This is a genomic window from Telluria sp. ZT3P39, from assembly GCF_059685935.1.
In genome coordinates this window covers 73,083-98,362 of record NZ_JCASIH010000003.1, presented here as the reverse complement: position 1 = coordinate 98,362, position 25,280 = coordinate 73,083, and the positions used below count along the sequence as shown (strand labels likewise).

The following is a 25,280-nucleotide window of genomic DNA, read 5'->3' as shown; positions in this document are numbered from 1 at the left end:
ACTCCGGCCCAGGTTGAAAGCCGGGGAAGTTTAACCCATGTGTAAATTTACTATCGGAAAGTTCAGCCCGGGCGAACCGGGTTGAAGGCGCCCTCGCCCACCACCGTATTCCACTGGCGCACATGGAAGGCGCGCACCAGTCCATGGGTGACATACGGGTCGCGCGCCGCGAACAGCTGCACCGGTTCCGGCGTGTCGCAGGAGAACATCAGCACCGCATGGTCGCATGGATCGGCCAGCGCCCCGGCAATCACCAGTTCCCCGCGCTCCTGCGCTTCCCAGGCCAGCTTCAGGTGCGCATCGCGATACTCGCCGCGGCGCTCGAGGTAGTCGGGGACAAGGTCATACGTGAGCAGGTAGTGCACGGGGTCTCCCATTGGATGCGGCGCATGGCCGGAACGACGATGGTAGCGCATGGACCGCCACCGGGCCGAAAACGCGCCGCACGCCGTCCCAAGCGTGCGTGGCTGTCCCGGCCCCTATGTCACACTCGCTGGACAGCACAACCACTGCCAGGAGAACGCCATGCACCAGACCACCATCGCCGGCCAGCCGCTGCAACCGATCCTGATGGCCGCGCCCGCCGTCCTCATTCCCTTCGGCTTCATCCTCGACGCCCTGCACAGCGCCACCGGCGACGAGGACTATGCCAAGGCTTCCTACTACAGCATGGCCGCCGGCGTGGTCGGCGGACTGGCGGCCAGCGCGGTCGGGGTCGCGGACTACGTGGCCGAAAAGCCCGAGGGCGAAGCGAAACACCAGGGGCAGATGCACGCCATGATCACCGGCGCGGCGCTGCTGGCCAGCGTCGCCAACCTGATCCTGAAACGCGACAATCGCCAGCACGGCACCGGCGCGCTGGTGCTGTCCGCCATCGCCGCAGCCGGCACCCTGGCCTCGACTTATTACGGCAAGGGCGCTTCAGGCGAGCATGCCGAAGCGGGCGTGCATACCGACGACGACAAGGTGCGCATCGACCACACCAATACCGACGTCGAGCAGTACGTGGCGGCCGGGCCGTCCCCGCTCCACGCGCCACAGTAATGACAGAACTGCCAAGCAATGCAGGTCTTGCAAGAGTAGCCACTTCATCGTAGGGTGGGCGGCTTGTAATCTGGTCCACTGGACCAGATTACCCCGCGCGGTGATAGTCACGAGTTGAGCAGCCGCGCGGGCAGCATAAGCGTGATTTGAACGCGCGGGCGGGGGACCCGCCCACCCTACGATGATTTAAGCTGTTGTAATAAGCCCACTGTTTCGCAACGTATCCTTGTCGCCGCTCACTTAGCGAAGTGCCGCACAGAACGAACACATGCGGCGGGAGTAGACTGGGCACCATGGACACTTCAAAGAAAATGGCGGCGGGGATCACCGGTGTTGCCAGCTTTTTGTGGCTGACGATGACGGCCGCAATCGCGGCGAACCAGCGCCGGCTGGTGTTCAATCCCTGCATCACGCCCGAAGTCGAAAGCCCGCGCAGCACCGGACATCGCACCCGCCCTATCGTCTTGCGCGCCAAGGACGGCACCCGCCTGTGCGGCTGGCTGCTGACCCCGCTGGTCCAGGGGCCACGCCCCGCCGTCATGTATTTCGGCGGCCGTTCCGAAGAAGTGTCCTGGGTCGCGCGCGACGCCGGCAAGCTGTTCCCCGGCATGACCGTTCTGGCCATGAACTACCGCGGCTACGGCCAGTCCCACGGCGCCCCCGACGAACTGCACATGATCGAAGACGGCTGCACCCTGTTCGACTGGCTCGCCGCCCTCGGCCAGGTCGACGCGGCGCGCATCGCCGTGGTCGGCCGCAGCCTGGGTTCCGGTGTCGCCGTGCAGGTGGCCAAGGAACGCCCGGTCAATTCGGTGGTCTTGATCACGCCCTACGATTCCATCCTCGCCATCGCCAAGCGGCGCTTCCGCGTCATGCCGATCGAATACATGCTGCGCCACCGTTTCGAGTCGATCAAGCATGCGCCTTCGCTCAAGGCGCCTACCTATGTACTGCGCGCCGCAAGCGATGACGTGGTGCCGCATTCGCACACCGACCAGCTGGTGGGCAAGCTCGCCACCCTGGCCGGCGACGACACGGTGCCGGCCTCGGACCACATGAACATCCCCTATCTCGAGGCGACCCAGGCGCTGATCGCCAGCTTCCTGACACGCCGCTTCGCGCAGCCGGCCGGCACACCCCAGCTGCCGCCTCCGGCCAATCCGGCCACGGTGGCCGAAGTCGGCATCGAAGTCGGTCCCAAGCTGGCAGAAACGCCTTCCGTGGCCGTGGCCCTCCCTGCCAGGGCGGCGACTGCGCTGCTCCCGCTCCCTGCCGCCAACGGGCAAATCGCCGCCATTGCGAAATAATTGCTGAAAAATGTCAGCACTTATATTTCCTTGGAATAAATTGCCAAGTAAAATCGTATTTGTCATCAATATGCGGAATGATGCATATTTGACAGGCTGAACAGTATAGGGCGTGGTATTGCCTCTGTGCGCAGCGCTGCGGCGCTTTTACCTCCGGGCCTGGGCCGTGTGGTGCTCACGTTCTGCGACGATGATGTTGCAACTAGGCTACATGTTTCAGGCACTGTCGAGGGAAGCGAGACCGCGATACAAATCGTAACCCCTCATGCTGCCCATGGCTGACACAATGCGCTTCGCACCGTCGGCCGTGTTGGCTGTTGACGATGCAGCTTGCTCGGCCCGTTCCAAGCTTACCGTTGTGCCGGGTACAATATCGAAATTCCAGGAGCCTCATTCATGAAACTCAAGCAATTCACCATGACCATCGCGGCGCTGTGCGTCGCCGGCAGCGCGGCGGCAGCGCCTAGCGCACCCAAGCTCGGCATGGTCTACGATGCGGGCGGCAAGTTCGACAAATCGTTCAACCAGTCGGCCTTCGAGGGCCTGCAGCGCTTTTCCAAGGAAACCGGCATCAAGGTGTTCGAGGCGCAAGCCAGCAGCGATACCCAGGCCGAACAGGTCATGCGCGGCCTGGCCCGCAAGAAGCTCGACCTGATCGCCGCCATCGGCTTCTCGCAGACCCAGGCGGTCGCGAAGGTCGCCAAGGAATTCCCGAACGTGCGCTTCGTGCTGATCGACAGCATCGCGCCGGGTAACAACATCAATTCGGTGATGTTCAAGGAACAGGAAGGCTCCTACCTGGTCGGCGTCGCCGCGGCCATGGCTTCCAAGTCGAAGAAGCTCGGCTTCGTGGGCGGCATGGACATCCCGCTGATCCGCGCCTTTGCCTGCGGTTACGCACAAGGCGCCAAGGCGCAATTCCCGAAAGCCGAAATCGTCCAGAACATGGTCGGCACCACTGCCGCCGCCTGGAACGACCCGGCCAAGGGCGGCGAACTGGCGCGCGCGCAGTTCGACCGCGGCGTCGACGTGGTGTTCGCCGTTGCCGGCGGCAGCGGCATGGGCACCCTGCAGATGGCCAAGGAAAAAGGCAAGCTGGCGATCGGCGTCGACTCGAACCAGAACTACCTGCACCCGGGCACCATGCTGACCTCGATGGTCAAGCGCGTGGACGTCGCCGTCTACGACTCGTTCATGGCGCAAAAGAACGGCACCTGGAAAGCGGGCGTCACCCACAAGGGCCTGAAAGAAGGCGGCGTGGACTGGGTGCTCGACAAGGACAACCGCAAGGTCGTCACGCCGGAGATCGAGAAGCGCGTCATGGGCGTGCGCTCGGACATCATCAACGGCAAGATCAAGGTCATCGACTACCGCGCCGCGAGCAGCTGCCCGGTCTGATTTACTCATCTCCATGAAAAAGCGCGCCGCGCCGGTCAACCGGCCCGGCGCGCTTTTGAATGAAGCACACTCCTTTTTAATATCCACTGATCGCAATGCAGCCAGCCGTAGAATTTCGCAACATCAGCAAGGCCTTCGGGGCCGTGCAGGCGAACGCTGACGTCAGCTTCCCGATCGCCAAGGGCTCGATCCACGGTGTGATCGGCGAGAATGGCGCGGGCAAGTCCACCCTCATGAGCATCCTGTACGGCTACTACCAAGCCGACAGCGGCCAACTCCTGATCAATGGGCAAGCGCGCCAGATCCGCACCTCGCACGAAGCCATCGCGCTGGGCATCGGCATGGTCCACCAGCACTTCATGCTGGTCGAAAACATGACCGTGCTCGACAACGTCATGCTCGGCACCGAGGGCGGGTTCAAGCTGGCTGCCAAGCGCGTCGAGACCGAAGCGAAGCTGCGCGAGATCTGCGCCAAATACCGCCTCGACGTCGACCCGCTCGCCACCATCCACGATCTGTCGGTGGGCGCCCAGCAGCGCGTCGAGATCCTCAAGCAGATCTACCGCAGCGCCGAAATCCTGATCCTGGACGAGCCGACCGCCGTGCTCACCGCGCAGGAAACCGCCTCGCTGTTCGAGATCCTGAAGCTGTTCAAGGAACAGGGCAAGACCATCATCCTGATCACCCACAAGCTGGGCGAGATCATGGAGATCACCGACCAGGTGACGGTGATGCGCGCCGGCCGCGTGGTCGGCGCCGTGTCGACCCGCGAGACCTCGAAGGAGCAGCTGGCCAACATGATGGTCGGCCGCCCGATCGAGGGCAACCTGCCGCGCAAGCCCTTCAACCCGGGCGCGCCGGTGCTGCAGATCTCGAACCTGCAGCTCGAAGACAAGCACAAGGTAAAGCTTCTTGCCGACATCGACCTCACGGTGCGCGCCGGCGAGATCGTCGCGATTGCCGGCGTGTCCGGCAACGGCCAGAGCGAACTGATGGAAATCCTGTCGGGCATGCGTTTGCCAACCTCCGGCAAGGTGCATTTTCTCGGCAAGGAACTGCCCTACGCGCGCCGCTCGAACGCCGACGGCCTGCCCGCCGAGTTCCGCGAGCTGGGCATCGGCCATGTGCCGGAAGACCGCCTGCGCGACGGCGTCATCAAGGATTTCACGGTGATGCAGAACACCGTGTTCGGCTACCAGGACCGCGTCAAGAACAAGCTGGGCCTGTTCGACTTCGAGGCCATCGCCAAGCGCTGCGCCCACCTGCTGGAAGCCTTCGACGTGCGTCCAAAAAATCCGGACCTGCGTATCGGCCTGCTGTCGGGCGGTAACCAGCAGAAGGTCGTGATCGCGCGCGAAGTCTCGGCCAGCCCGAAACTGATGCTGGTCGGCCAGCCGACCCGCGGCGTCGACATCGGCACCATCGAGAGCATCCACACCCAGCTGCTGCGCCTGCGCGACGAAGGCGTGGCGATCCTGCTGGTCTCGACCGAGCTGGAAGAAGTGCGCGCCCTTGCCGACCGCATCGTGGTCGTCTCGAGCGGCCGCGTGACCGGGGAACTGAACATCGACGAATTCGACACCACCCGCATCGGCCTGCTGATGGGCGGGATGCATAAATCATGAAAACCACTGAACTCCCACGCTGGGCGACAGGCATCGCCCTGCCCCTCCTGAACCTGCTGTCGGCGCTGCTGGTGTCGGCGCTCGTCATCCACCTGCTGGGCGAGAGCCCGGTCGAGTCGCTGCAGATCCTGATCAACAGCGCCATCGTCAATCCGGAAGGCCTGAGCTATACGCTGTTCTACGCATCGACCTTCGTGTTCACGGGCCTCGCGGTCTCGGTGGCGATGAAGGCCGGCCTGTTCAACATCGGCGCCGAAGGCCAGATGTACCTGGGTGGCCTGGGCCTGACCCTGGCCATGCTCGCTTTTGATGCCACGATCTCGCCCTGGCTGTTGATTCCCCTGGCGATGCTGGCCAGCGCCCTGTTCGGCGCCGGCTGGGCCTTCCTGCCCGGCTACCTGCAGGCAAAGCGCGGCAGCCACGTGGTGGTCACGACCATCATGTTCAACTTCATCGCCGCCAGCCTGATGAACTACCTGATCCTGAAGCTGATCCCCGAGGGCGACCAGAACCCGGCCAGCCGAGTGTTCGCGGAAGCCGCGTGGATGCCGCGCCTGGGCGAATGGTTCCCGGCGCTGGGCGACACCCCGCTGAACATCGGCTTCTTCATGGCCATCGCGGCGCTGGCGATCTACGGCGTCGTGATCTCGCGCTCGGCCTGGGGCTACAAGCTGCAGGCCACGGGCCTGAACCAGCACGCGGCCCACTACGCGGGCGTACGCATCAGCCGCATGATCATCTATGCCATGCTGATCTCGGGCGCCCTGGCCGGCCTGGCCGCGGTGAATTCGATCCTCGGTTCGACCCACTACCTGAGCCTGAACTTCCCGGCCGGCGCCGGCTTCATCGGCATCGCCATCGCCCTGATGGGCCGCCAGCACCCGGTCGGCATCTTCCTGTCGTCGGTCCTGTTCGGCGCCCTGATCCAGGGCGGCTTCGACCTGTCGCTGGAAAAACCGAACATCCCGCAAGAGACCTTCATTTTCATCCAGGGCCTGATCATCCTGTTCTGCGGCGCGATGGAAAACCTGTACGCGCCTGTCGTCCTCAAAATGATCAACGCAACACGCAAGGATTAAGCCATGGAAGACTTCCAGTTCGCCAGTATCGTCGTCTCCACCATCCGCAATGCGCCGGTCCTGATCTTCGCGGCGATGGCCGGCCTGTTCGCCGAACGCAGCGGCGTGATCGATCTCGGCCTCGAGGGCAAGATCCTCGCCTCGGCCTTCGTGTCGGCCGGCGTCGCCTACTCTTATCAGGATCCGTGGCTCGGCATCGCCGCCGGCATCCTGGCATCGAGCGTGCTCGCGATGGTGCAGGCCTTCGTGTCGATCACCCAGCGCGGCAACCAGCTGGTGGCCGGCATGGCGATCAATATCGCGATGAGCGGCCTGACCTTCGTGGTCGCGCAGTATTTCTTCCAGCAGGGCGGTCGCACGCCGGAGCTGGGCGCGGCGCGCCTGACCGACGTCGTGCTGCCGGGGACCGCTCTGCTTGCGGACATCCCCTTCGTGGGCTGGTTCTATGGCCACGTGATCGGCGGCCACTCGGTGCTGGTCTATGCCGCTTTCCTGCTGCTGCCGCTGGTGCACTGGCTGCTCTACCACAGCCGCTTCGGCCTGCGCCTGCGCGCCTGCGGCGAGAACCCGCATGCGGCCGACGCGGCCGGCGTGTCGGTGCAGCGGACCCGCTACACGGCCATGCTGATCGCCGGCGTGCTGTGCTCGTTCTCGGGCGCCTACCTGTCGATCGTCCAGAGCGGCTTCTTCCTGCGTGACATGTCGGCCGGCGCCGGCTACCTGGCGCTGACCGCCATGGTGTTCGGCAACTGGCGTCCCCTGCACACGGTGCTGGGCTGCCTGATGTTCGGCTTCTTCGGCGCGGTCCAGATCCAGATCGAAGGCGTGGACCTGCCGGTGGTCGGCCGCATCCCCGGCTCGCTGATCCAGATGATCCCGTATGTGCTGACCGTGATCGTGCTGGCGGGACTGATGGCCAAGTCGGTGGCGCCGAAGGCGCTGGGACGTCCGTTCGTCAAATCGCGCTGATCGCTCCTGCGTAGAACGAAGGCCCGCGGTTGCGGGCCTTTTTTTTGTCCTGATCGTAGGGTGGCCGGCTTCGCCGGCCGCGCGGTGATAGTTGACGGATGAAAACCGCACCTCGTCCGTGCTACCGCTGGTTGAACGCGCGGGGTGATCTGGTCCAGTGGACCAGATCACAAGCCGCCCACCCTACGAGAAGCGGCGGCCCGCAAATGACCGGCAGCACGCGCCTCCAGGCTTCTTGATGAAACGGAAAGTTGCCGCACTTGTTAGCAAATGTGACGACGGTAAGCCAATGTAAAGCTGGTCAACAGCACTGCTCGCCAAGCCGTTGTCAGCAAAGGTGAAACGAACCACGTACGCCAGAAACCGAAACAGAAAGGAAGTTCACATGAAGAACACCGTCGCTACCCTGATCGTCGCCCTGTCCGCTACCTCGGCCTTCGCCCAGACCACCGCCACCGCCACCCCAGGCACCACGGCAGTGCCGGCCACCACTACCATGCCGGCGACCGGCACCGGCCCGACCACGGCGACTCCGGCCATTCCCGCCACCCCGGCCGTGCCGGCAACCGCCGACACCGCTGCCACACCGGCCGTACCAGCCACCCCTGCCGTTCCTGCGTCGGCCGCTGACAAGACCGACAAGACGGCAATGAAGCACGACAAGCACACCAAGCACGACAAGAAGACCGTGTCCAAGGACACCACCAAGTAAGCCGCGCGAGCAAGCGTATCGCCCGGGCACCCTGCCCGGCTCGCCCCGCGCGGCCTTGCCGCGCGGGGATTTACGGCGTGAGCGGATCGACTGTATCGATCTCGCTTGCCCGGCGGCTGGAGCGCTTGAAAGTCCAGGCCAGCCCGATCCCTCCCGACACCCCGTTGTCCTTTACATGCAGCGGACTATCCCGGTTCGCCGCGCCCCGGTAGCTCTCGTAGCGCAGGTAGCCGAACAGGCGCAGGTCGTCGTTGATGCGGCGCGTGCCGAACAGGCCGAGGCGGCTCAGGAGCAAACCCGCATCCGCCGCATACGCCGGCCGTGAGGCCGTGGCGAACTGCGGCGACACCTCGTAGAAATGCCGGTTGATCTTGCGGTCTCCCAGCACCACCGAGACATTCCCTTCGAGCGACCACAGTCCGCGCTCGCCCGCCACTTCATAGGCCAGGCGCGGCTCGAAGGTCGCGCCCCGGTGATGCAGGCCGCCACGCGCCTCGATGACGGCGCGCAGGGGCAGTTCGGCGCGCAGGCTGCGGTTGCCGCCAAGGTCGGCCAGTTTCACCTTCAGGCGCGGCCCGAATTCCAGCAGCGGCCCCAGGTCCGGCATCCCTGCGCGCTCGTCGACCTCGTCGGAGTCCGAGGGCAGCGCACCGGCGAAGCCGACATCGAGTTCGACCCGGTCGCTGCGGAACACCCGCGCCGCGATGCCGGAGCGGTCGGCGCGCAAGACCTTGCCGCGGTAGACGATGTTGGGGAAGACCAGCAGGCGCGTTTCCCGCTCGTCGGCGCCCGGATAGGCGGGTGTGGAGATGGCGGCGGCGCCCAGGCCGATTTCCCAGAGCGGCAGCCCGCGTTCGGGGTCGGATTGGGCGGTGGCGGAGGTGGACAGGATGAGGCAGGCGGCGCAGCAGGCGGCCTTGAGGTGGGTGGTCATGGTGGGATGGCGAAGAATCGGGATGAGCCGATTCTATCCAAGACCAGTTTGTTAACGCGCCGCGGAGGATGATTGACGTTAAACAGTGTCAGCGGCTAAACAAATCCGCTCCTTGTAAACGTCATCCCGGCGCAGGCCCGGGATGACGGATCGAAGGTTTACCGTACTACTCTGGCTACCAGCAGTTTTTCAACCCTTCTCCGGCCAGATCGCCTGCAGCAGCGCCGCCAGGTTGTACCCGCCCTTGATGAGTTGCTGCTTGGCGATCTCCGAGCTCGGCACCGGATAGTTAGCCGGCACTTCCAGCGCGAAGGTGTAATAGGTTTCGCCCTTCTTGCCGGTTTGCGGCGTCAGCTTGCCCGGGGTCACGCCCTTGAAAGCATCCTTGGCCACGAACAGCGAATGGTTGGCCCAGGCGTAGGGCGCGACGATCGGGTCGCCTTCGATCTTCGGGATCTGCAGGTTGCTGCCGATGACCTTGGTAGCGAACTGGTCCGCCGTCTTGACCTGGATGCGGCGGAACGCGTAGTCGACGGTGGTGCTGTCCCAGTACGAGTGGAAAGGCTTGGTCAGCGCCTTCGGCACGCCTTCGCGCACCGGCATCGGCTCGCCGGGGCCGATCAGGCCATCGGCCAGCGAGGTGATCTTCGCATCGTCCAGCAGCAAGTTGTTGCTGCCGCGCGAATCGAAGATCGCGGATTCGTTGACGTCGGCCTGGTTGGCCGGCACCACGAATTTGCTGTCCTTGCCGACATAGGCCGCGCCCACGTGCAGCGGCTGGTGGATGTCGCCCGCAAAGTGGGCGATCAGGATCAGCGCCTGGCGCTTGGTGAACTTGTGCGGATTGAGCTCAGGGTCGGTCTTGCCCTGCAGGACTGCGATGCACTGGCGCAGCGTCTGGACGATGTCCACGCCGGTGCGGCCGACGCCGTGGTCGTCGTAGTGGTCTTGCTGGAACGGGACGTTGGTGTAATGGTATTTGTCGTGCTGCGGGTTGCCGGCGACATACTCGACCATCTCGGCGGTCTGCTCGCCGCAATAGGTGCCCTTGACGCAATCGGCCCAGTTGGCCACCATCTCCAGCGACTCGCCCGGCTTGTTGAGCAACAGGGCGATCTCCTTCTGCGCCTTGGTGCCCTTGAGCAGCTTGTCGGCGATGGCGCCGATCGCCTTGTGTCCGTCTCGGCCCCAGGCCATGGCGTCGAAGGAGGCAAATGCGCTGGTCAGCGCGAGTACAACTGCTAGTTTCTTCATGATTGTCCCTGGTTGAACAGTGCTGTTTACTTCGTCTTGATGATGCGCGGCGCGGCGGACGCCAGCGCTGCGCCCTGCCCTTCGCGCGCGCGCAGGAATTCGGTGAAGGCGTCGAGATCGAGCATGCCGGTCTCGAGACGGTTCGTGCCCTTGGCGAATTCAGGGAAGTTGTCGCCGCCCTCGGCCAGGAAGTTGTTGGCCACGACGCGGTAGCGCCTGGCATCTTCAAGAGGCGCACCGTCGATGCGGATGCTGCCCGGGACCACGCGGCTGCCCACCGGGCGCTTCTCGTCCCACTGGTAGCTGACATTGGCGGACACCTGCAGGATCGACGGTTCGGACGCGGCCGGGCGCGCCCATTGCTGCTCGAGCAGGTTGCGGATCTGGGCGCCGCTCAGGTCCATCACCACCAGGGTGTTCCCGAACGGGAGCACGGCCTGGGTCTGGCCGAAGGCCGCGACATTGTTCTCGCCGGCTTCCAGGTCCTTGCGCACGCCGCCTTCGTTCATGAAGCCGATCTGGGCGCCATTCGTGCGCGTTGCCGCCAGCACCGCGTCGGCGATCGCGCCGCCCAGCATCGATTCGCCCGACTCGTTCTTCTTGCGCAGCATCGGCGCCGTGGCCAGGCGCGCCACCGGACGATTCAGGGCGGCGCGGCTGCGCTCTTTCACCGAGGCGACGAAGGCCGTCATCTTCGGGTCGGCCGGGAAGTCGCCGGGTTTCAGCACCACGTTGCGAACCTGCAGGTCGCTCACCGTGTCGGTGGCGGCATCGACCTTCATGGTAATGCGGGTCGCCAGGTGGCCGTAGGAGCCGGCCTGGGTCACGGTGCGGCCGTCGACCTTGCACAGGTAGCCCTGGTGCGAGTGGCCGGAAATGACCAGTCGGATCGCCGGGTCGAGCTTTTTCACGATGTCGGTCACGGCGCCCTTCAGGTTGGCGCAGTCCGGGCTCAATGGGTCATCCTTGGTGGTGCCGCCTTCGTGCACCAGCGCCACGATGACGTCGGCGCCCTGCGCGCGCATCGCGGGAATGGCGCGGTTGATCGCCTCGGCTTCGCCGCCGAACTTGAGGCCGGCGATACCCGAGGCCATCACCACCGATTCGGTGCCTTGCAGGACCGCGCCGACGAAGCCGACCTTCACGCCCTTGACGGTCTCGATCTTGAAGCCGGGGATGAAGGGCTGGCCGGTGGCGCTGTCGACGACGTTGGCGGCCAGCCAGGTGAATCTGGCGCCGCCGAAGTTCGGGCCCATCTGGCAGGCCTTGGTTGGACGGGGCGAATCGCAGCCGCCGTGCTGCTGGCGCAGCAATTCCTTGCGGCCGGCGTCGAATTCGTGGTTGCCGACCGCGCTCGCACGCAGGTCCAGCATGTTCATCGCCTCGATGGTCGGCTCGTCGGCCCACAGCGACGACATCGCCGGGCTGGCGCCCACCAGGTCGCCGGCGGAGACGAACAGCAGGTCCTTGTCTTGCTTGCGCCAGGCCTGCAGCGCGGCCGCCACGGCCTCGATGCCGCCGGCGCGGATCGGCGCCGGCCTGGCGGCATCAAGCCCGGGCGGCGTGTAGCGGCTCGGCTCGAGGTTGCCGTGGAAGTCGTTGATGGCGACGATGTTGATGGTCACCGGCTCGCGGCTGCCGGTGGTGGCGCAGGCCGACAGGGTCAGGGACACCGCGATCGCCAGTGCGGCGCGGGAAAGGCGTGCCGGGGCACGAAGGGAAACGGTCATGGACTATTCTCGATCAGGGACGGGAGGCCGCTGCGGCCCTCGGCATTATTGCATGGGCCAGCGGGCGGCGGCCATCTTTACAGGCGCGAAAAAGACTGCCCTCACCCATAAAAAAACGGCCAGTGTCGCCACTGGCCGTTCTTCACATCATGCTACGAATCGCGCTGCTTAGAATTCGTACTTGACGGTTGCCTGGATGGCCCACTGCGACTCGCCCTTGGCCTGGCGCACGTCGAGGTCTTCCACGTTGTTACGCACTGCGTAGACGTATTTGCCATCGGCATTCAGGCCGACGTAGTCGACGAAGCTGCGTGCCTGCGCGCCGGCGGACTGGAAGCCCACTTCTTCGATACGGCCCCACTTCTTGTTCAGCAGGTTGCCGAAGTTCAGGATGTCGAGCGAGAAGCTGGCCTTGTGCTTGGCCATGAAGCCAGGCAGTTCCTGGGTGATCTTCACGTCGAAGCTGTTGGTCCATGGCGAGAAGGCGCTGTTACGCTCCACGACGCCGCCCTTTGCATTGCGCAGGGCCTTGTTCGCTTCCACGATGTTCCAGAACTTGGTCTCGTTGGCCTTGTTGGTCGCGGTGTCGCCGAAGAACACGACTTCGCCCGAACCGGATGCCGACGGGATGTACATCAGGTCGTTACCTGCCAGGCCATCGCCGTTCAGGTCGTTGTTGATGGTCCAGCTGTACGGCTTGCCTTCGCGGCCTTCATAGAAGACGCCGAGACGGGTGCGGTAGTCGGCGAAGAATTTCTTCTCCCACGACAGGCGGGCGTTGATACGGTCTTTCACCAGGTACGACGAGTTGGCGGCAACTTCTTCGTTCGGGTTGAAGACCGAACGGCCCGACCAGCTCGAGTTCGAGGTCGACGAGGTCAGCGGCGAGACTTCGGTCGCGTTGGTGTGCGAGTAAGCGACCGACCAGCCGAAGCCCTTGCGGGTCGGGCTCGTCACGGACAGGGTCACGACCTGGGCGTCGCCCTTGTCGGTACGCTGTGCCAGCAGCACGCGGTCATAGCTCAGGTTCGACAGCGCCTTGGCGGTGTTCTGGCAGCCGGTCGCCGTACCAACCGAGTTGTTGGTGAAGGTGTAGCAGTTGGCGCTCAGGCCGTTGGCGTTGTAGTACAGCGCGCGGCCATCGGTGCCGGTGCGGGTCGGTGCGCCCAGGTTCAGGTGCTGGTAGAAGATCGCGTCCTTGTTCTGGGTCGCCAGCAGCTCGGCGCCGAAGACCAGGCCGTTCCATGGCAGCTCATGCTCGAATGCCAGGTTGGCTTTCCAGATCGATGGTTGCTTCAGGTCCGGCGACAGGATGTCGACGTTCGATGCCGGGGTCGAGCCGGTGACGGTACGCTGTGCATTGACGTCCGGGGTGAACAGGCCGTCGGTGTTCGGGCAGCGGGTTGCGCCGGAGCCCGAGCAGGTGATGCTGCGGGTTGCCGCGCCCGGGTTCGAGAACGGGTTCGACATCCACACGGTCGCCGCGGCGCCCTGGAACAGGCCTACGCCACCGCGCAGCTGCATCGGACGAGCCGAGTCGAACTTGTAGTTGAAGCCGACGCGCGGCTGCCACAGCTTGTTGCCGTCGAAGGTACGGGTGTTGTCGAGGCTGTAGCCGCCGGTCTGGCGCGTGAAGGTCGCGGCATTGCCGGCGATGGTCGGCTGGGCCACGGCCGCGTTGCGCAGCGGGTTGTTGTCGACATTGGTCAGGTCGACGCGCACGCCCGCGCTGACGGTCAGGTTCTTGTTGACGTTCCAGTTATCCTGCAGGAAGAAACCGGTGTTCTTCATCGTGAACTGGGCAATCGCGTTGCTCAGCGAACCGCCGGCGACCGGCAGCTGCACGGTGTACGACGACGGACGGCCGCGCGAGAAGTTCTCGTAGATGGCGGCTTCGATCTGGGCCGGCGTCGCGGTGGCGCAGTTGACTGCGCCGGCAGCCGATGCGCCCGGCACGTTGGCGTAGGTGAAGTTGTTATCGCACTGGAAGGTGTAGTTGCCGTACACGTTCTGCAGGAAGGCGTTGTACACCTCGTTCGAGGTGTAGTCGGCACCGGCCTTGAACTCGTGGTCGCCCCACAGGTAGTTGGCGCCGGCGTAGACGTCCAGGGTCTTGGTGCCCAGCACGTTGTTGTGGCGGCTGCTCTCGGTACCGGTGTTCAGGAAACGGGTGCCGGTGCGGGTGCCGGCCGGCGCGTCCGACGGCAGTCCGCCGGTGAACGAGAACGACATGGTAGGCAGGGTCGCGTTGTTGATCGGTACCGAATCATAATCGCGCTGCGAGACCTTGAACTCGGTCGAGAAGTTCTGGGTCCAGTCCGAGAACACCTGGCCGACCAGGGTTTCGATGGCCTTGTCCTGCTTGTAGAACTGCGAGCTCAGCGCCACGCCGCTCTGCGAGAAGCCCGGGAAGATCGGTTCGTTCTGCGAGGTCTTCGAGTAACGCAGGTTGGCGCGGTGATCGTCGCTGATGTTCCAGTCGAACTTGACCATGCGCTCTTCGACCTTCATCTTGGTGCCGGCCGGGACTTCGGTGCTGCCCAGGTCGAAGTTGTAGCGGCTCTTGGCGATGTCGGTCAGGCGCGCGATCTGGACCGGGCTGATGCCGACGGTGGTGCCGGCGCCGGTGCCGATGGCGCCGAATTCCGGGCCGCTGCGGCTGCTTTCGTAGTTCTCGGCCAGAGCGAAGAAGAACAGCTTGTCCTGGACCAGCGGGCCACTGACCCACAGGCCCTTGGTGTTGTCCTTGAAGTTCGGCGCGTCGACATACGAGTCGGTGGTGCGGTTGTAGCGCTTGCCGACCAGGCGGTCGTCGCGGGTCACGTAGTAGGCGCCGCCGTGGTAGGTGTTGGTACCCGACTTGGTGACGGCGTTGACGTTGGCGCCGGTGTAGCCGCGCTGGGTCACGTCATAGTTGGCGACGTTGACCTGCACCGAGGCGATGGCTTCCATCGAGATCGGCTGGCGGGCGGTCGGGCTGCCGTTGGCTTCCAGGCCGAAGGTATCGTTCACGGCCACGCCGTCGATGGTCATCGAGTTGTAGCGCGAGTTTTGGCCGGCCACGGACATCTCGCCGCGGTCCTTGTCGGTCTGCGAGATGCGCGGATCGATACGCGCGAAGTCCTGCAGGTTGCGGTTGATCGATGCCTGGGTTTCCAGGTCGGCACGCGAGATGGCGGTGACCGAACCCATGGAGTTGTTCGAGAAGATCTCCGAGCGGGCAGCCGAACCGGTCACGGTCACGGTCTGCATTTTCTGGCCCAGGGTCGCATCGACGGCGGCGGTTTCGGCCAGCTCGACGAACACGTTCTCGCGGCGCTCGGTGACGCCATCCTTGGTGATGACGATCGTGTAAGGACCGCCCACGCGCAGGCCGCGTGCGACGTAACGGCCTTCCGCGTCGGTGACGACATTGCTGACAGAACCGGACTCAGCGTGAACAATCTGCACCTGGGCGCCGACTGCAGGCTTGCCGTCTGCGACCGAAATACGGCCGCCGATCGCCGAGGTGGTGTTCTGTGCGAAGACTGGCGCGGCAGCCAAGGCAACCGACAAAGCCAGCGCGAGTTTGGTGAGCCGGATCTGTTGTTGAGTGATCATTGATAACCCCAAAAGGAACTTAATAGTTATAACGGGCAGCCGACGGTTGCCCATCTCTTACAGTACTGCAATCTTAATTTGCTGCATGGTGCGCCGGCGAGCCTGCCGACTGGCGGCGGCAATCCTACCCTGCCAGTATGACAACGAAGTTACACGGCGGCGTTGGTGATAACGCGTTCAAAAATCTGGACATCAATGTCCAATATGCATGACCGTTAACATTCCGGCAAATTCGTTTTGGCAAGCTTATTTATACTTTCAAGGTATAAATACAGTCCAGCACCTTGATCTCGAACAACAGATCGCGGCCTGAGCGGAGCAAAAACACAAGGCGGAATTATACGGTGGACGTTCCTAGACGAAATTTTTTTGATATAAATTTCGCGGAAGCGAGCTGGACAGAAGGGAATGTGTAGCAAGAAGACCACAGAAAACCTGGCCTTGCTCGTTTCTGATCAAAAAGTTACCAAAGCGGGGTAACTGTCAGGCGGCCCGGCGTGCTGCCGGACCACCTGTTGCGAGGCTTATTTTCCCTGCGTCTGCGTCTTGACGAGGCCGGCGATCCTGGCCTCGAATGCCGCATACCGTGCGTCGAGCTGGCGGCTCAGGCGTTGTTTTTCTGCCACCGGCAGGAAGGCGTAGCGGATGCTGTTGTACGAGGTCTTCTTCAGCTCCGCATAGCCCGGCTTGTAGCGGCTGGCGAACAGCACGTACTCGTTCGACAGCGTATGGCGGGTCACGCCGGCGTCGTCGGTCGAGATCACGTAGGGCACGCCGTATTTGCGGTACAGGGTGACCGGATGGTTAGCCCCTTCGATGCCGTTGATGAAGCTGTTCGAGGTCAGGTTGATCTCGACCGGGATGTCGTCCTTGCGCATCTTCGCCATGATCGCCGCGGCGTTCGACTCGTGCGCGAGGTCGATGCCGTGGCCGATGCGGTCGGCGCCCGCGACCACGAGGGCCTGGTCGATGTGGAATTTCAGGCCTTCCGGCGGCACGTCGCCCAGCGCCAGCTCGCCCGCATGCATCGCCACCTTCACGCCTGGATAGCGCGCTTTCAGGAAGCGGAACATCTTCATGTGCAGCGCGTAGTCGCGCATCGAGACCATGGTGCTTTCCTGGCCCACGATGTTCACGCCGACGATCTTGTCGCTCATCCTGGCGGACTTGAAGCCCGAGACCATCGACGAGAACACCTGCGAAGGGTTCAGCAGGCGCAGCACATAGGTCTGGTAGCGCATGGTGAAGCGCTCGTCGTCGATGCCCTCGGCCGACTCGTGGATCCTGGCGACGAAATCTTCGGTGGACTTGCGAAAGCTTGCGTCCTGCTCGAGCACTGCCAGCCAGGCGCCCATCTGCGCGTCGAACGCCTTGTCGTCATTGGCGTTCTGCCAGGCCTGCTGGTCGAAGTCCTTGTTGACCACGAAGGGCGACATCTTGAACATGGTCTCGATGTAACCGACGTTTTCTTCGATCGCGCGTTTCTTCAGCTCCTGCAGGCCTTCGCGGAAGTTCGCGTTCGACACCGGGCCGAAGAAGCCGAAGGTCTGGAAGAACAGGCGGTCCGGCGGCGGCTGGATCGCGCCGTGGTTGTGGAAGTCCTTGTTCGACCAGCGCTGCAGCACTTCGCGGTAGGTGAAGTCGTCGGCGTACACCTCGGCGCTGGACAGGCAGTTGCGTTCCTCCGCCGGCCTGGCGCGCTCCTGGGCGATCACGTCCTTCTTCGTTTCGATGCGGTAGGTCTGCTTGTTGACGCACAGCCCCTGCCGGTCCACGAAATCGAGGTACTGCTCGGCATAGACCGATCCCGAATAATGGTGGTGCAGGTCACCGCCCTTGGGCATCTGGGTGAAGAACAGGGTCAGCTCGGCCGTCTTCGGCTCGCCGGCAACCAGGCTCGCGTAATGGCGCGCGGTGGCCGCTTCGTTGGTGGTGGATGCCGGGCCCTTGGCCAGCGCCTGCGGGGCGCCGGCAAAGGCCAGGGCGAGCATGGCGCTGCCGGTCAGTTTGATGTGCATGGGTGGTGACTTTCTGGTGCGGTTAAATGCGGGCCAGGGCTCGCGGTGACCGCGCAACTCTATACGGTTGAGTTGGGGTTGGCAATATGGCCAGTGGCGGGATGGCCGCCGTATCGTAGGGTGGGCGGGTCTTCCGCCCGCGCGTCCAACCAGCAGATGAACAGACGCGCAGGCGGCATCACCGTGATTTGAACGCGCGGGCGGCGAAGCCGCCCACCCTACGGTCAGCCTCGGGTGTGCACCAGCTCCCCCGCCGAATAGGTCGCCTTGATTGCCCGGTCATCCCCCAGCAGCGCCAGCGCAAACACCAGCTCTTCCAGCGACTCGAGCCGGGCCGTGCGGCGTTCCAGCAACGGCGTGGACTTCGGGTCGAGCACGATGAAATCGGCTTCCGCGCCCGGCATGAAGCTGCCGATCGTGCCTTCCAGGTCCATGGCGCGCGCGGCGCCCAGGGTGGCGAGGTAGAACATGCGCAGCGCCGGCAGGTAGCTGCCCTTCAGGCGCGCCACCTTGTAGGCTTCGTTCATGGTCTGCAGCATCGAGAACGAGGTGCCGGCGCCGACGTCGGTGCCCAGCGCAAGCTGCGTGCGGGCGCGGTCGGCGCGGTCGAAGTCGAACAGGCCGCTGCCCAGGAACAGATTCGAGGTCGGGCACACCGCCGCCGCGCTCCCCGTGGCCGTCATGCGCGCGAAGTCCTCGTCGTCCAGCCAGATGCAGTGGCCGAACAGCGCGCGCGGGCGCATCAGGCCGAAGCGCTCGTACACATCCAGGTAGCTGCGCGCCTGCGGATACAGCTCGCCGACCCATTTGCATTCGTCCTGGTTTTCCGAGACGTGGGTCTGGATGAAGGTGTCCGGGAAGCTTGCGGCCAGTTCGCCGGTGGCGCGCAGCTGGGCTTCGGTGGACGTCGGCGCGAAGCGCGGGGTGATCGCGTACAGCGCGCGGCCGCGCTTGTGCCATTTCTCGATCAGGTCCGCGCTGTCGCCGACGCCGCCTTCGACGTCGCGCAGGAAGTCCGGGCAGTGACGGTCCATCAGCACCTTGCCGGCCACCATGCGCAGGTTGCGCGCTTCGCTCGCTTCGAAGAAGGTGTCGACCGACTCGCGGTGCACGGTGCAGTAGACCACCGCGGTGGTGGTCCCGCAGCGCAGCAGCTCGTCCAGGAAGAACTCGGCGGTCGCGCGCGCATGCTCCGTTTCGCCGAAACGGCGCTCGGTCGGGAAGGTATAGGTCTCCAGCCAGGGCAGCAGGCCTGGCGCCGGGGAGGCGATCATGTCGGTCTGCGGGAAATGCAGGTGGGTGTCGATGAAGCCTGGGGTGATCAGCTTGCCGCGGTAATCCACCGGGGTGACGCCGTCGAGCAGCGTGCAGGCCAGCTTGGCGTAGTCGCCGGCCGCCTTGACGCGGCCGTCTTCGACGATCAGCAGGCCGTCCTCATGCCAGGCATGGGCGTTCGGATCGAAGGCCGGGTCGGCGTGAAAATGCAGCAAGCTCGCGCGGTAGGCTTGCACGTTTGTTTGTGCGGTGGACATCAATTTACTTCCGAAGAAACGTCAGGTTGGCGGGCGGCTGCTTCCCATACGGTGAGCAACTGGGCCGCCACGGAGGCCGCGATCACGGCCGGGGCCTTGCCCTCGATGCCGGGCAAGCCGATGGGGCAGACCATGGCGTCGAGGCGGCAAGCGTCGACGCCGCGTTCGCGCAGGCGGTGTTCGAACTGGCGGCGCTTGGTACTTGATCCGATCAGGCCGAACCAATCGACGCCGGGGCGCGACAGTATCGCGTGCGACAGGCGCAGGTCAAGGGCATGGCTGTGTGTCATGACCAAAAAGCTGGTGCCCTGTGGCGCTTTTTCAACAAGCGCCTCGGGGGTGTCGGTGGCTTCGACCGTCACGTTGGCGGAGATCGACGGCGGGAAAAGATCGTCGCGCTCGTCGACCCAGGTGACGCGGCAGGGCAGCTCGGCCAGCGCACGGACGATGGCGGCGCCGACGTGGCCGGCGCCGAACAGCATCAGGTGCGCCCGTGGGGCGAGGACGGCGTCGACCAGCCAGCGGCGGCCATCGCCGTCTTCGAAGACGTGCGTGCCCTGCCCCCGGTCGAATGCCGGAACGTCGCCGCCAGCGAGCTGGCGTCCGTCGCGATCGAATAATCCCGTAGGGTGGGCGGGTTTCCCGCCCGCGCGTTCAACCAGCTCTGGCTCAGTCGCAGTGGGATCGGATGTGCGAGCGTGGTTTGAACGCGCGGGCGGCGAAGCCGCCCACCCTACGAACACCACGCGCCAGGTGTCTTCGTTGCGCCGCTTATCGAGCAGCGCAAGCTGCCCGGCGTCCGCAAACTCGAAGGCGAGATACGCAATGCCACCACAGCATTGCCCCAGGCTCGGCCCCAGCGGAAAACGCTCGATATGCGCCGCGCCGCCGCTAGAGAGCATGCCGCGCGCAATCTCCAGCGCCCGGTGCTCCAGGTGTCCGCCGCCGATGGTGCCGTGAAAGCAGTCGGCCTGCACCAGCATGCGGGCGCCCGGCTCGCGCGGCACGGAGCCTTCGACGCGGGCGACCGTCACCAGCACGGCCGGCGCCTGGGGCGCGGCGTTCAATCCCTCGATCATCACGCGCCCTGGGCCGCTTCGACGGCCGCCACCGCCTTGAGGATTTCCTCGCAGGTCGCCGGTGCGTTCAAGGGCGGATTGACCTTGTGCCCGCCGACGGCGGAGATGGCGTCGCGGATCGCGAAGAACACCGAGAACGGCAGCAGCAGCGGCGGCTCGCCCACGGCCTTGGAGCGGTGGATGCTGTCCTCGACGTTGCGGTTCTTGAACAGGCGCACGCGGAAGTCTTCCGGGCAGTCCGAGATGCCGGGGATCTTGTAGGTCGACGGCGCGTGCGTCTTCAAGGCGCCCGCCGGGTTCCACCACAATTCTTCGGTGGTGAGCCAGCCCATGCCCTGGATGAAGGCGCCTTCGACCTGGCCGATGTCGATCGCCGGGTTCAGCGAATTGCCGGCGTCATACAGCGCGTCGGCGCGCAGCAGCTTCCATTCTCCGGTGAGGGTGTCCACCACTACTTCGGACACCGCCGCGCCGTAGGCGTAGTAGGAGAAGGGGTGGCCGTTCATGGTCTTCGGGTCCCAGTGCAGACCCGGCGTGGCGTAGAAGCCGTCGGACCACAGCTGCACCCGCGCCAGGTAGGCCTTGGCCACCAGCTCGCCGAACGGAACTTCGCGACCGGCCACGAACACGGTATCGGCCGCAAAACGCACTTCAAGAGCGTCGCCGCCGAATTGCGCAGCGGCGAAAGCGGCGAGGCGGTCGCGGATCTTGCGCGCGGCGTCCTGCGCGGCCTTGCCGTTCAGGTCCGCGCCGGTGGAAGCCGCGGTGGCCGAAGTGTTGGCGACCTTGCTGGTATTGGTGGCGGTGGCGCGTACGCGTTCCAGGTCCACGCCCAGTTCGTGCGCGACCACCTGCATCACCTTGGTGTTGATGCCCTGCCCCATCTCGGTGCCGCCGTGGTTGACCAGGATCGAGCCGTCCACGTAGACGTGCACCAGCGCGCCGGCCTGGTTCAGGTGGGTGACGTTGAAGGCGATGCCGAATTTCACCGGCGTGATCGCCAGGCCTTTCTTCAGCACGGGACTCGTGTGGTTGTATTCGGCGATGGCTGCGCGGCGGGCGCGGTAGTCGCTGGTCTCTTCCAGCTCGGCCACCAGTTCGTGGATGACATTGTCGACGATGGTCTGGCCGTAGGGTGTGACGTTGCGCTCGCCCTGGCCGTAGAAATTCAGGCGCCGGATGTCGAGCGGATCGCGCCCGAGATTGCGCGCGATCTCGTCGATCACGTATTCGATGGCGATCGCGCCCTGCGGCCCGCCGAAGCCGCGGAAGGCGGTGTTCGACTGGGTATTGGTCTTGCCGCAGGCGGCGCGGATCTCGACGTCGGACAAATAATAGGTATTGTCGAAGTGGCAGACGGCGCGCGTGGCCACCGGTCCGGACAAGTCGGCCGAATAGCCGGCGCGGGTGACCATGTCGACCTTGGCGGCGACAATGCGGCCTTCGCGGTCGTAGCCGACTTCGTATTCGTAATGGAAGCAGTGGCGCTTGCCGGTGACGAGCATGTCGTCGTCGCGGTCGGCGCGCAGCTTGACCGGGCGGCGCAGGCGCGCCGCGGCGATCGCCGCGGCCGATGCCCACAAGGCCGACTGCGATTCCTTGCCGCCGAAGCCCCCGCCCATGCGGCGGCACTCCACCACCACGTGGTGCGAATGCAGGCCGAGGGCGTGCGCCACCACGTGCTGCATCTCGCTCGGGTGCTGGGTCGAGCAGTAGACGTGCATGCCGCGGTCTTCGCCGGGAATCGCATAGGCGATCTGGCCCTCCAGGTAAAACTGTTCCTGGCCGCCCACGTACAGCTCGCCCTTGGCGCGGTAAGGGGCTCTGGCAAAGGCGTTTTCCGCGTCGCCGCGCGCCAGGCGCATCGGCGGCAGCACATAGGACCCTGCTGCGCGCGCCGCCTGCGGGGTCAGGATGGCCGGCAGGTCTTCGTACTCGAGCTTCGCCAGTTTCGCGGCGCGGCGTGCGTTGTCGTGGCTGTCGGCCACCACGATGAACACCGGCTGGCCGACATACTGCACCAGCCCATCGGCCAGGATCGGGTCGTCGTGGATGATCGGGCCGCAATCGTTGGTGCCGGGGATGTCCTGGGCCACCAGCACCGCCACCACGCCGCGGCTGGCGCGGACGGGTTCGAGGTCGATGGCGGTGATGCGCGCGTGGGCGCGGCTGGACAGGCCGAGCGCGGCGTGCAGCGTGCCGGCAGTTTCTAAAATATCGTCGGTATAGGTGGCTTGGCCGAGCACGTGCAGCACGGCGGATTCATGCGGCCGCGCGCGGCCGACTTCGTTCCACTGGGCCGTGCCGAGGTGTGGGGTGCCTGCGTCATTCATGTCGATTCTCCCTCGGTGCCGGCGGCAAATGCATTAACGGCGGTGACCGGCAGCGGGTTCTCCACCCGCGTCTCCAGCCAGAAGCGGCGCAGCAGATTCTGCGCGGCCTGCATGCGGTAATTGCTCGACGCGCGCATGTCGCTCAGTGGCGCGTAATCCTGCGCCATTGCCGTCATGGCCGCGCGCATGGCCACTTCGGACCACGGCTGGCCGACCAGTGCCGCTTCGGCATGTGACGCGCGCTTGGGCGTGGCAGCCATGCCCCCGAACGCAATGCGCGCGCTGGTCACGGTGTCGCCATCGAGCATCAGCGCAAAGGCGGCGCACACGGCCGAGATGTCCTGGTCGAAGCGCTTGGCCAGTTTATAGGTGCGCAAGCGCAGGCCGCTCTGGGCCAGCGGAATACGGATCGCCTGCACGAATTCGTCCGGGCGCAGGTCTTTCTGCTGGTAGCCGAGATAAAAATCTTCCAACGCCAGCGCGCGTTCGCCGGCGGCGCCGCGCAGCACCACGCTGCTGCCCAGGGCGATCAGCCAGGGCATCGAGTCGCCGATCGGCGAGCCGTTGGCGACGTTCCCGCCCAGGGTGCCGGCATTGCGGATCGGGAGCGAGGCGAAGCGCTGCCACATCTCGCCCAGCTCCGCGGGATAATGGCGGCACACCGCCGCATAGGCATCGTTCAGGGTGACGCCGGCGCCGATGGTCAGCATGCCGTCCGCTTCGCTGACGCCCTTGAGCGCCTCGACCTGGCCCAGGTAGATGATGTCGTTCAGCTCGCGCATGTGCTTGGTGACCCAGAGGCCGACGTCGGTCGACCCGGCCAGCAGCAGCGCGGTCGGGTGTTCGCTGCGCAGCCGCACCAGCTCGTCGAGCGTGCGCGGTGCGTGGAAGCGTCCGCCTTTGGCTTCGTAGCTGAAGCCATGCGCGCGCTGGAGCAGTTGCAGGCGCTCGGCCAGCGCGGCGCGGTCGAACGCGGCTGGCGGCAGCTCGACCATGCGGCGGGCGGCGTCGATGATCGGGCGATAGCCGGTGCAGCGGCACAGGTTGCCGGACAGGGCGTCGTCGATCTGGCAGCGCGAAGGCTGGCGGCCTTCCTGCTTCAGGTACATGCCCCATAGCGACATGGCGAAACCCGGCGTACAGAAACCGCATTGCGAGCCATGGCATTCGACCAGCGCCTGCTGCACCGGATGCAGCGAGCCGTCCTGCTGTTGCAGGTCTTCCACGGTGAACAGCGCCTTGCCGTCGAGCGTGGGGGTGAACTGGATGCAGGAGTTCACTGCCTTCAGCTCGAGCTTGCCGTCTTCGAGCGAGCCGACCACGACGGTGCAGGCGCCGCAATCGCCCTCGGCGCAGCCTTCCTTGGTGCCGGTGCAATGCAGGTCTTCCCGCAGGTGCTGCAGGATGGTCTGGGTCGGCCGGGCGTCGCGTACTTCCTGGACGGCCCCACGGTAATAAAATCGGATCGGGTCTGGCATCGTGGGTCTCGTCTGTTGATCTCTGTACTGGGCGCTTTTCACCAAGGGCGGAAGGCTACCACCCGCGGCCACCCCATTTATAAGACTTTGCATATATTGCTTATCAATATATGAGCATATCTGATGAAAGGCCCCGCAGCTTCATTCTAGGAAAGGATGGACCGTTTTCCAATGATTCGCGATGTCGATGCGGCGCGTGATCCAGACGTGCTTGTGGCTTCCTACGTAATCGAGGAAGCGCGCCAGCGCCGCCGCCCGCGCCGGCCGTCCCACGATACGGCAATGCAGGCCGATCGACAGCATCTTCGGCTGGTCCAGTCCGTTCGGGTCGCCCTCGGCATACAGCAGGTCGAACGCATCTTTCAGATAATCGAAGAACTGGGTGCCGGAATTGAAGCCTTGCATGGCGGCAAAGCGCATGTCGTTGGTATCGAGCGTATAGGGCACGACCAGGTGCGGCTCCAGGCGCTCTTCTCCCGCAGGGCCCTGCACTGCTACGCGCTGCCAGAACGGCAGGTCGTCGCCGTAATGGTCGGCGTCGTAGGCAAAACCGCCGTGTTCGACCACCAGCTTGCGCGTATTGGGCGAATCGCGTCCGGTGTACCAGCCCAGCGGCGCCTCTCCCGTAAGCTCGCGGATGATCCGCACCGCTTCACGCATGTGGGCGCGCTCGGAGTCCTCATCCATGCCTTGGTAAGAAATCCAGCGCAGCCCGTGGCAGGCGATCTCGTGGCCCAGCTCGCGGAAGGCGCTGGCCGCCTCCGGGTGGCGCTTGAGCGCCATCGCGACCGCGAACACCGTCAGCGGCAGGCCGCGCTCCTCGAACAGGCGCAGGATCCGCCACAGCCCGGCGCGCGAACCGTATTCGTAGAGCGACTCCATGCTCATGTGGCGCATCGGGAAGGCTTGCGCGCCGATGATCTCGGACAGGAAGGTTTCCGAGGCCGGGTCGCCGTGCAGCACGGAATTCTCGCCCCCCTCCTCGTAGTTCAGCACGAACTGCAGGGCGATCCTGGCCTGGCCCGGCCATTGCGGATGCGGCGGATTGCGGCCGTAGCCGGCCAGGTCGCGCGGATAGTTCGAATAGGTGTCCATGGTTTCAGAAGAAGCAGGTATATCGGCGATCATATATTGCAGGAAGCACAAGGGTATATGATTGCGCGCATACTTCAACTCATCCATCCGATA

Annotated in this window: 18 protein-coding genes; 7 read left to right on the top strand and 11 right to left on the bottom strand. The window is 64.8% G+C overall.

Going from position 1 to position 25,280, the window contains the following annotated elements; translation table 11 throughout:
• Positions 1-62 precede the first annotated feature (62 nt).
• Positions 63-365 carry a YciI-like protein gene (locus AC56LR_RS04555; RefSeq protein ID WP_497127956.1) on the bottom strand — a complete coding sequence of 101 codons (303 nt, stop codon included), beginning with the start codon at positions 363-365 and terminating at the stop codon, positions 63-65.
• A gap of 160 nt (positions 366-525) precedes the next feature.
• On the opposite strand from AC56LR_RS04555, the gene AC56LR_RS04550 reads away from it, so the two are divergent.
• The 7 genes from AC56LR_RS04550 to AC56LR_RS04520 all read left to right on the top strand — a co-directional run bounded on the left by AC56LR_RS04550 (position 526) and on the right by AC56LR_RS04520 (position 8,134).
• Complete coding sequence (locus AC56LR_RS04550; RefSeq protein WP_497127954.1) at positions 526-1,044, top strand: DUF2231 domain-containing protein; 519 nt, start codon at positions 526-528, stop codon at positions 1,042-1,044.
• Positions 1,045-1,337: 293 nt separating this feature from the next.
• Positions 1,338-2,351: an alpha/beta hydrolase gene (locus tag AC56LR_RS04545; RefSeq protein ID WP_497127952.1), complete on the top strand. Its 1,014-nt coding sequence runs from the start codon at positions 1,338-1,340 to the stop codon at positions 2,349-2,351.
• 396 nt (positions 2,352-2,747) lie between these two features.
• The gene (locus AC56LR_RS04540; RefSeq protein WP_497127950.1) at positions 2,748-3,749 is read left to right on the top strand and encodes a BMP family lipoprotein; all 1,002 of its coding nucleotides are present in this window, start codon (positions 2,748-2,750) and stop codon (positions 3,747-3,749) included.
• A gap of 95 nt (positions 3,750-3,844) precedes the next feature.
• Positions 3,845-5,374, top strand: a complete 1,530-nt coding sequence (locus tag AC56LR_RS04535; RefSeq protein ID WP_497127948.1) for an ABC transporter ATP-binding protein — start codon at positions 3,845-3,847, stop codon at positions 5,372-5,374.
• Complete coding sequence (locus AC56LR_RS04530) at positions 5,371-6,453, top strand: ABC transporter permease (protein WP_497127946.1); 1,083 nt, start codon at positions 5,371-5,373, stop codon at positions 6,451-6,453. Before AC56LR_RS04535 ends, AC56LR_RS04530 begins: the two co-directional genes overlap by 4 nt.
• A 3-nt stretch (positions 6,454-6,456) precedes the next feature.
• A complete protein-coding gene (locus tag AC56LR_RS04525; RefSeq protein WP_497127944.1) occupies positions 6,457-7,422 on the top strand; it encodes an ABC transporter permease in 966 nt (321 codons plus the stop codon).
• Positions 7,423-7,807: 385 nt separating this feature from the next.
• A complete protein-coding gene (locus tag AC56LR_RS04520; RefSeq protein WP_497127942.1) occupies positions 7,808-8,134 on the top strand; it encodes a hypothetical protein in 327 nt (108 codons plus the stop codon).
• 70 nt (positions 8,135-8,204) lie between these two features.
• On the opposite strand, the gene AC56LR_RS04515 is transcribed toward AC56LR_RS04520, so the two are convergent.
• The 10 genes from AC56LR_RS04515 to puuE all read right to left on the bottom strand — a co-directional run bounded on the left by AC56LR_RS04515 (position 8,205) and on the right by puuE (position 25,187).
• Positions 8,205-9,068, bottom strand: coding sequence for a MipA/OmpV family protein (locus tag AC56LR_RS04515; protein WP_497127940.1), 864 nt, complete (start codon positions 9,066-9,068; stop codon positions 8,205-8,207).
• A 189-nt stretch (positions 9,069-9,257) separates the two neighbouring features.
• Positions 9,258-10,322, bottom strand: a complete 1,065-nt coding sequence (locus AC56LR_RS04510; protein WP_497127938.1) for a S1/P1 nuclease — start codon at positions 10,320-10,322, stop codon at positions 9,258-9,260.
• A gap of 26 nt (positions 10,323-10,348) precedes the next feature.
• Positions 10,349-12,052 (bottom strand): bifunctional metallophosphatase/5'-nucleotidase, encoded by a 1,704-nt coding sequence (locus tag AC56LR_RS04505; protein WP_497127936.1) that lies wholly within the window; start codon positions 12,050-12,052, stop codon positions 10,349-10,351.
• A gap of 168 nt (positions 12,053-12,220) precedes the next feature.
• The gene (locus AC56LR_RS04500) at positions 12,221-15,652 is read right to left on the bottom strand and encodes a TonB-dependent receptor (protein WP_497127934.1); all 3,432 of its coding nucleotides are present in this window, start codon (positions 15,650-15,652) and stop codon (positions 12,221-12,223) included.
• A 524-nt stretch (positions 15,653-16,176) separates the two neighbouring features.
• Complete coding sequence (locus AC56LR_RS04495) at positions 16,177-17,670, bottom strand: adenosine deaminase (protein ID WP_497127932.1); 1,494 nt, start codon at positions 17,668-17,670, stop codon at positions 16,177-16,179.
• A 224-nt stretch (positions 17,671-17,894) separates the two neighbouring features.
• Positions 17,895-19,202, bottom strand: coding sequence for a guanine deaminase (gene guaD / locus AC56LR_RS04490; RefSeq protein WP_497127930.1), 1,308 nt, complete (start codon positions 19,200-19,202; stop codon positions 17,895-17,897).
• Entirely contained in the window at positions 19,202-20,281 is a 1,080-nt protein-coding gene (gene xdhC, locus AC56LR_RS04485; protein ID WP_497127928.1) for a xanthine dehydrogenase accessory protein XdhC, read from the bottom strand. The genes guaD and xdhC overlap by 1 nt, the downstream gene beginning before the upstream one ends.
• Positions 20,281-22,614, bottom strand: a complete 2,334-nt coding sequence (xdhB, locus tag AC56LR_RS04480; RefSeq protein WP_497127926.1) for a xanthine dehydrogenase molybdopterin binding subunit — start codon at positions 22,612-22,614, stop codon at positions 20,281-20,283. The genes xdhC and xdhB overlap by 1 nt, the downstream gene beginning before the upstream one ends.
• Positions 22,611-24,092 carry a xanthine dehydrogenase small subunit gene (gene xdhA, locus AC56LR_RS04475; protein ID WP_497127924.1) on the bottom strand — a complete coding sequence of 494 codons (1,482 nt, stop codon included), beginning with the start codon at positions 24,090-24,092 and terminating at the stop codon, positions 22,611-22,613. The genes xdhB and xdhA overlap by 4 nt, the downstream gene beginning before the upstream one ends.
• Before the next feature lie 141 nt (positions 24,093-24,233).
• Positions 24,234-25,187 carry an allantoinase PuuE gene (gene puuE / locus AC56LR_RS04470; protein ID WP_497127910.1) on the bottom strand — a complete coding sequence of 318 codons (954 nt, stop codon included), beginning with the start codon at positions 25,185-25,187 and terminating at the stop codon, positions 24,234-24,236.
• Positions 25,188-25,280: the final 93 nt, after the last annotated feature.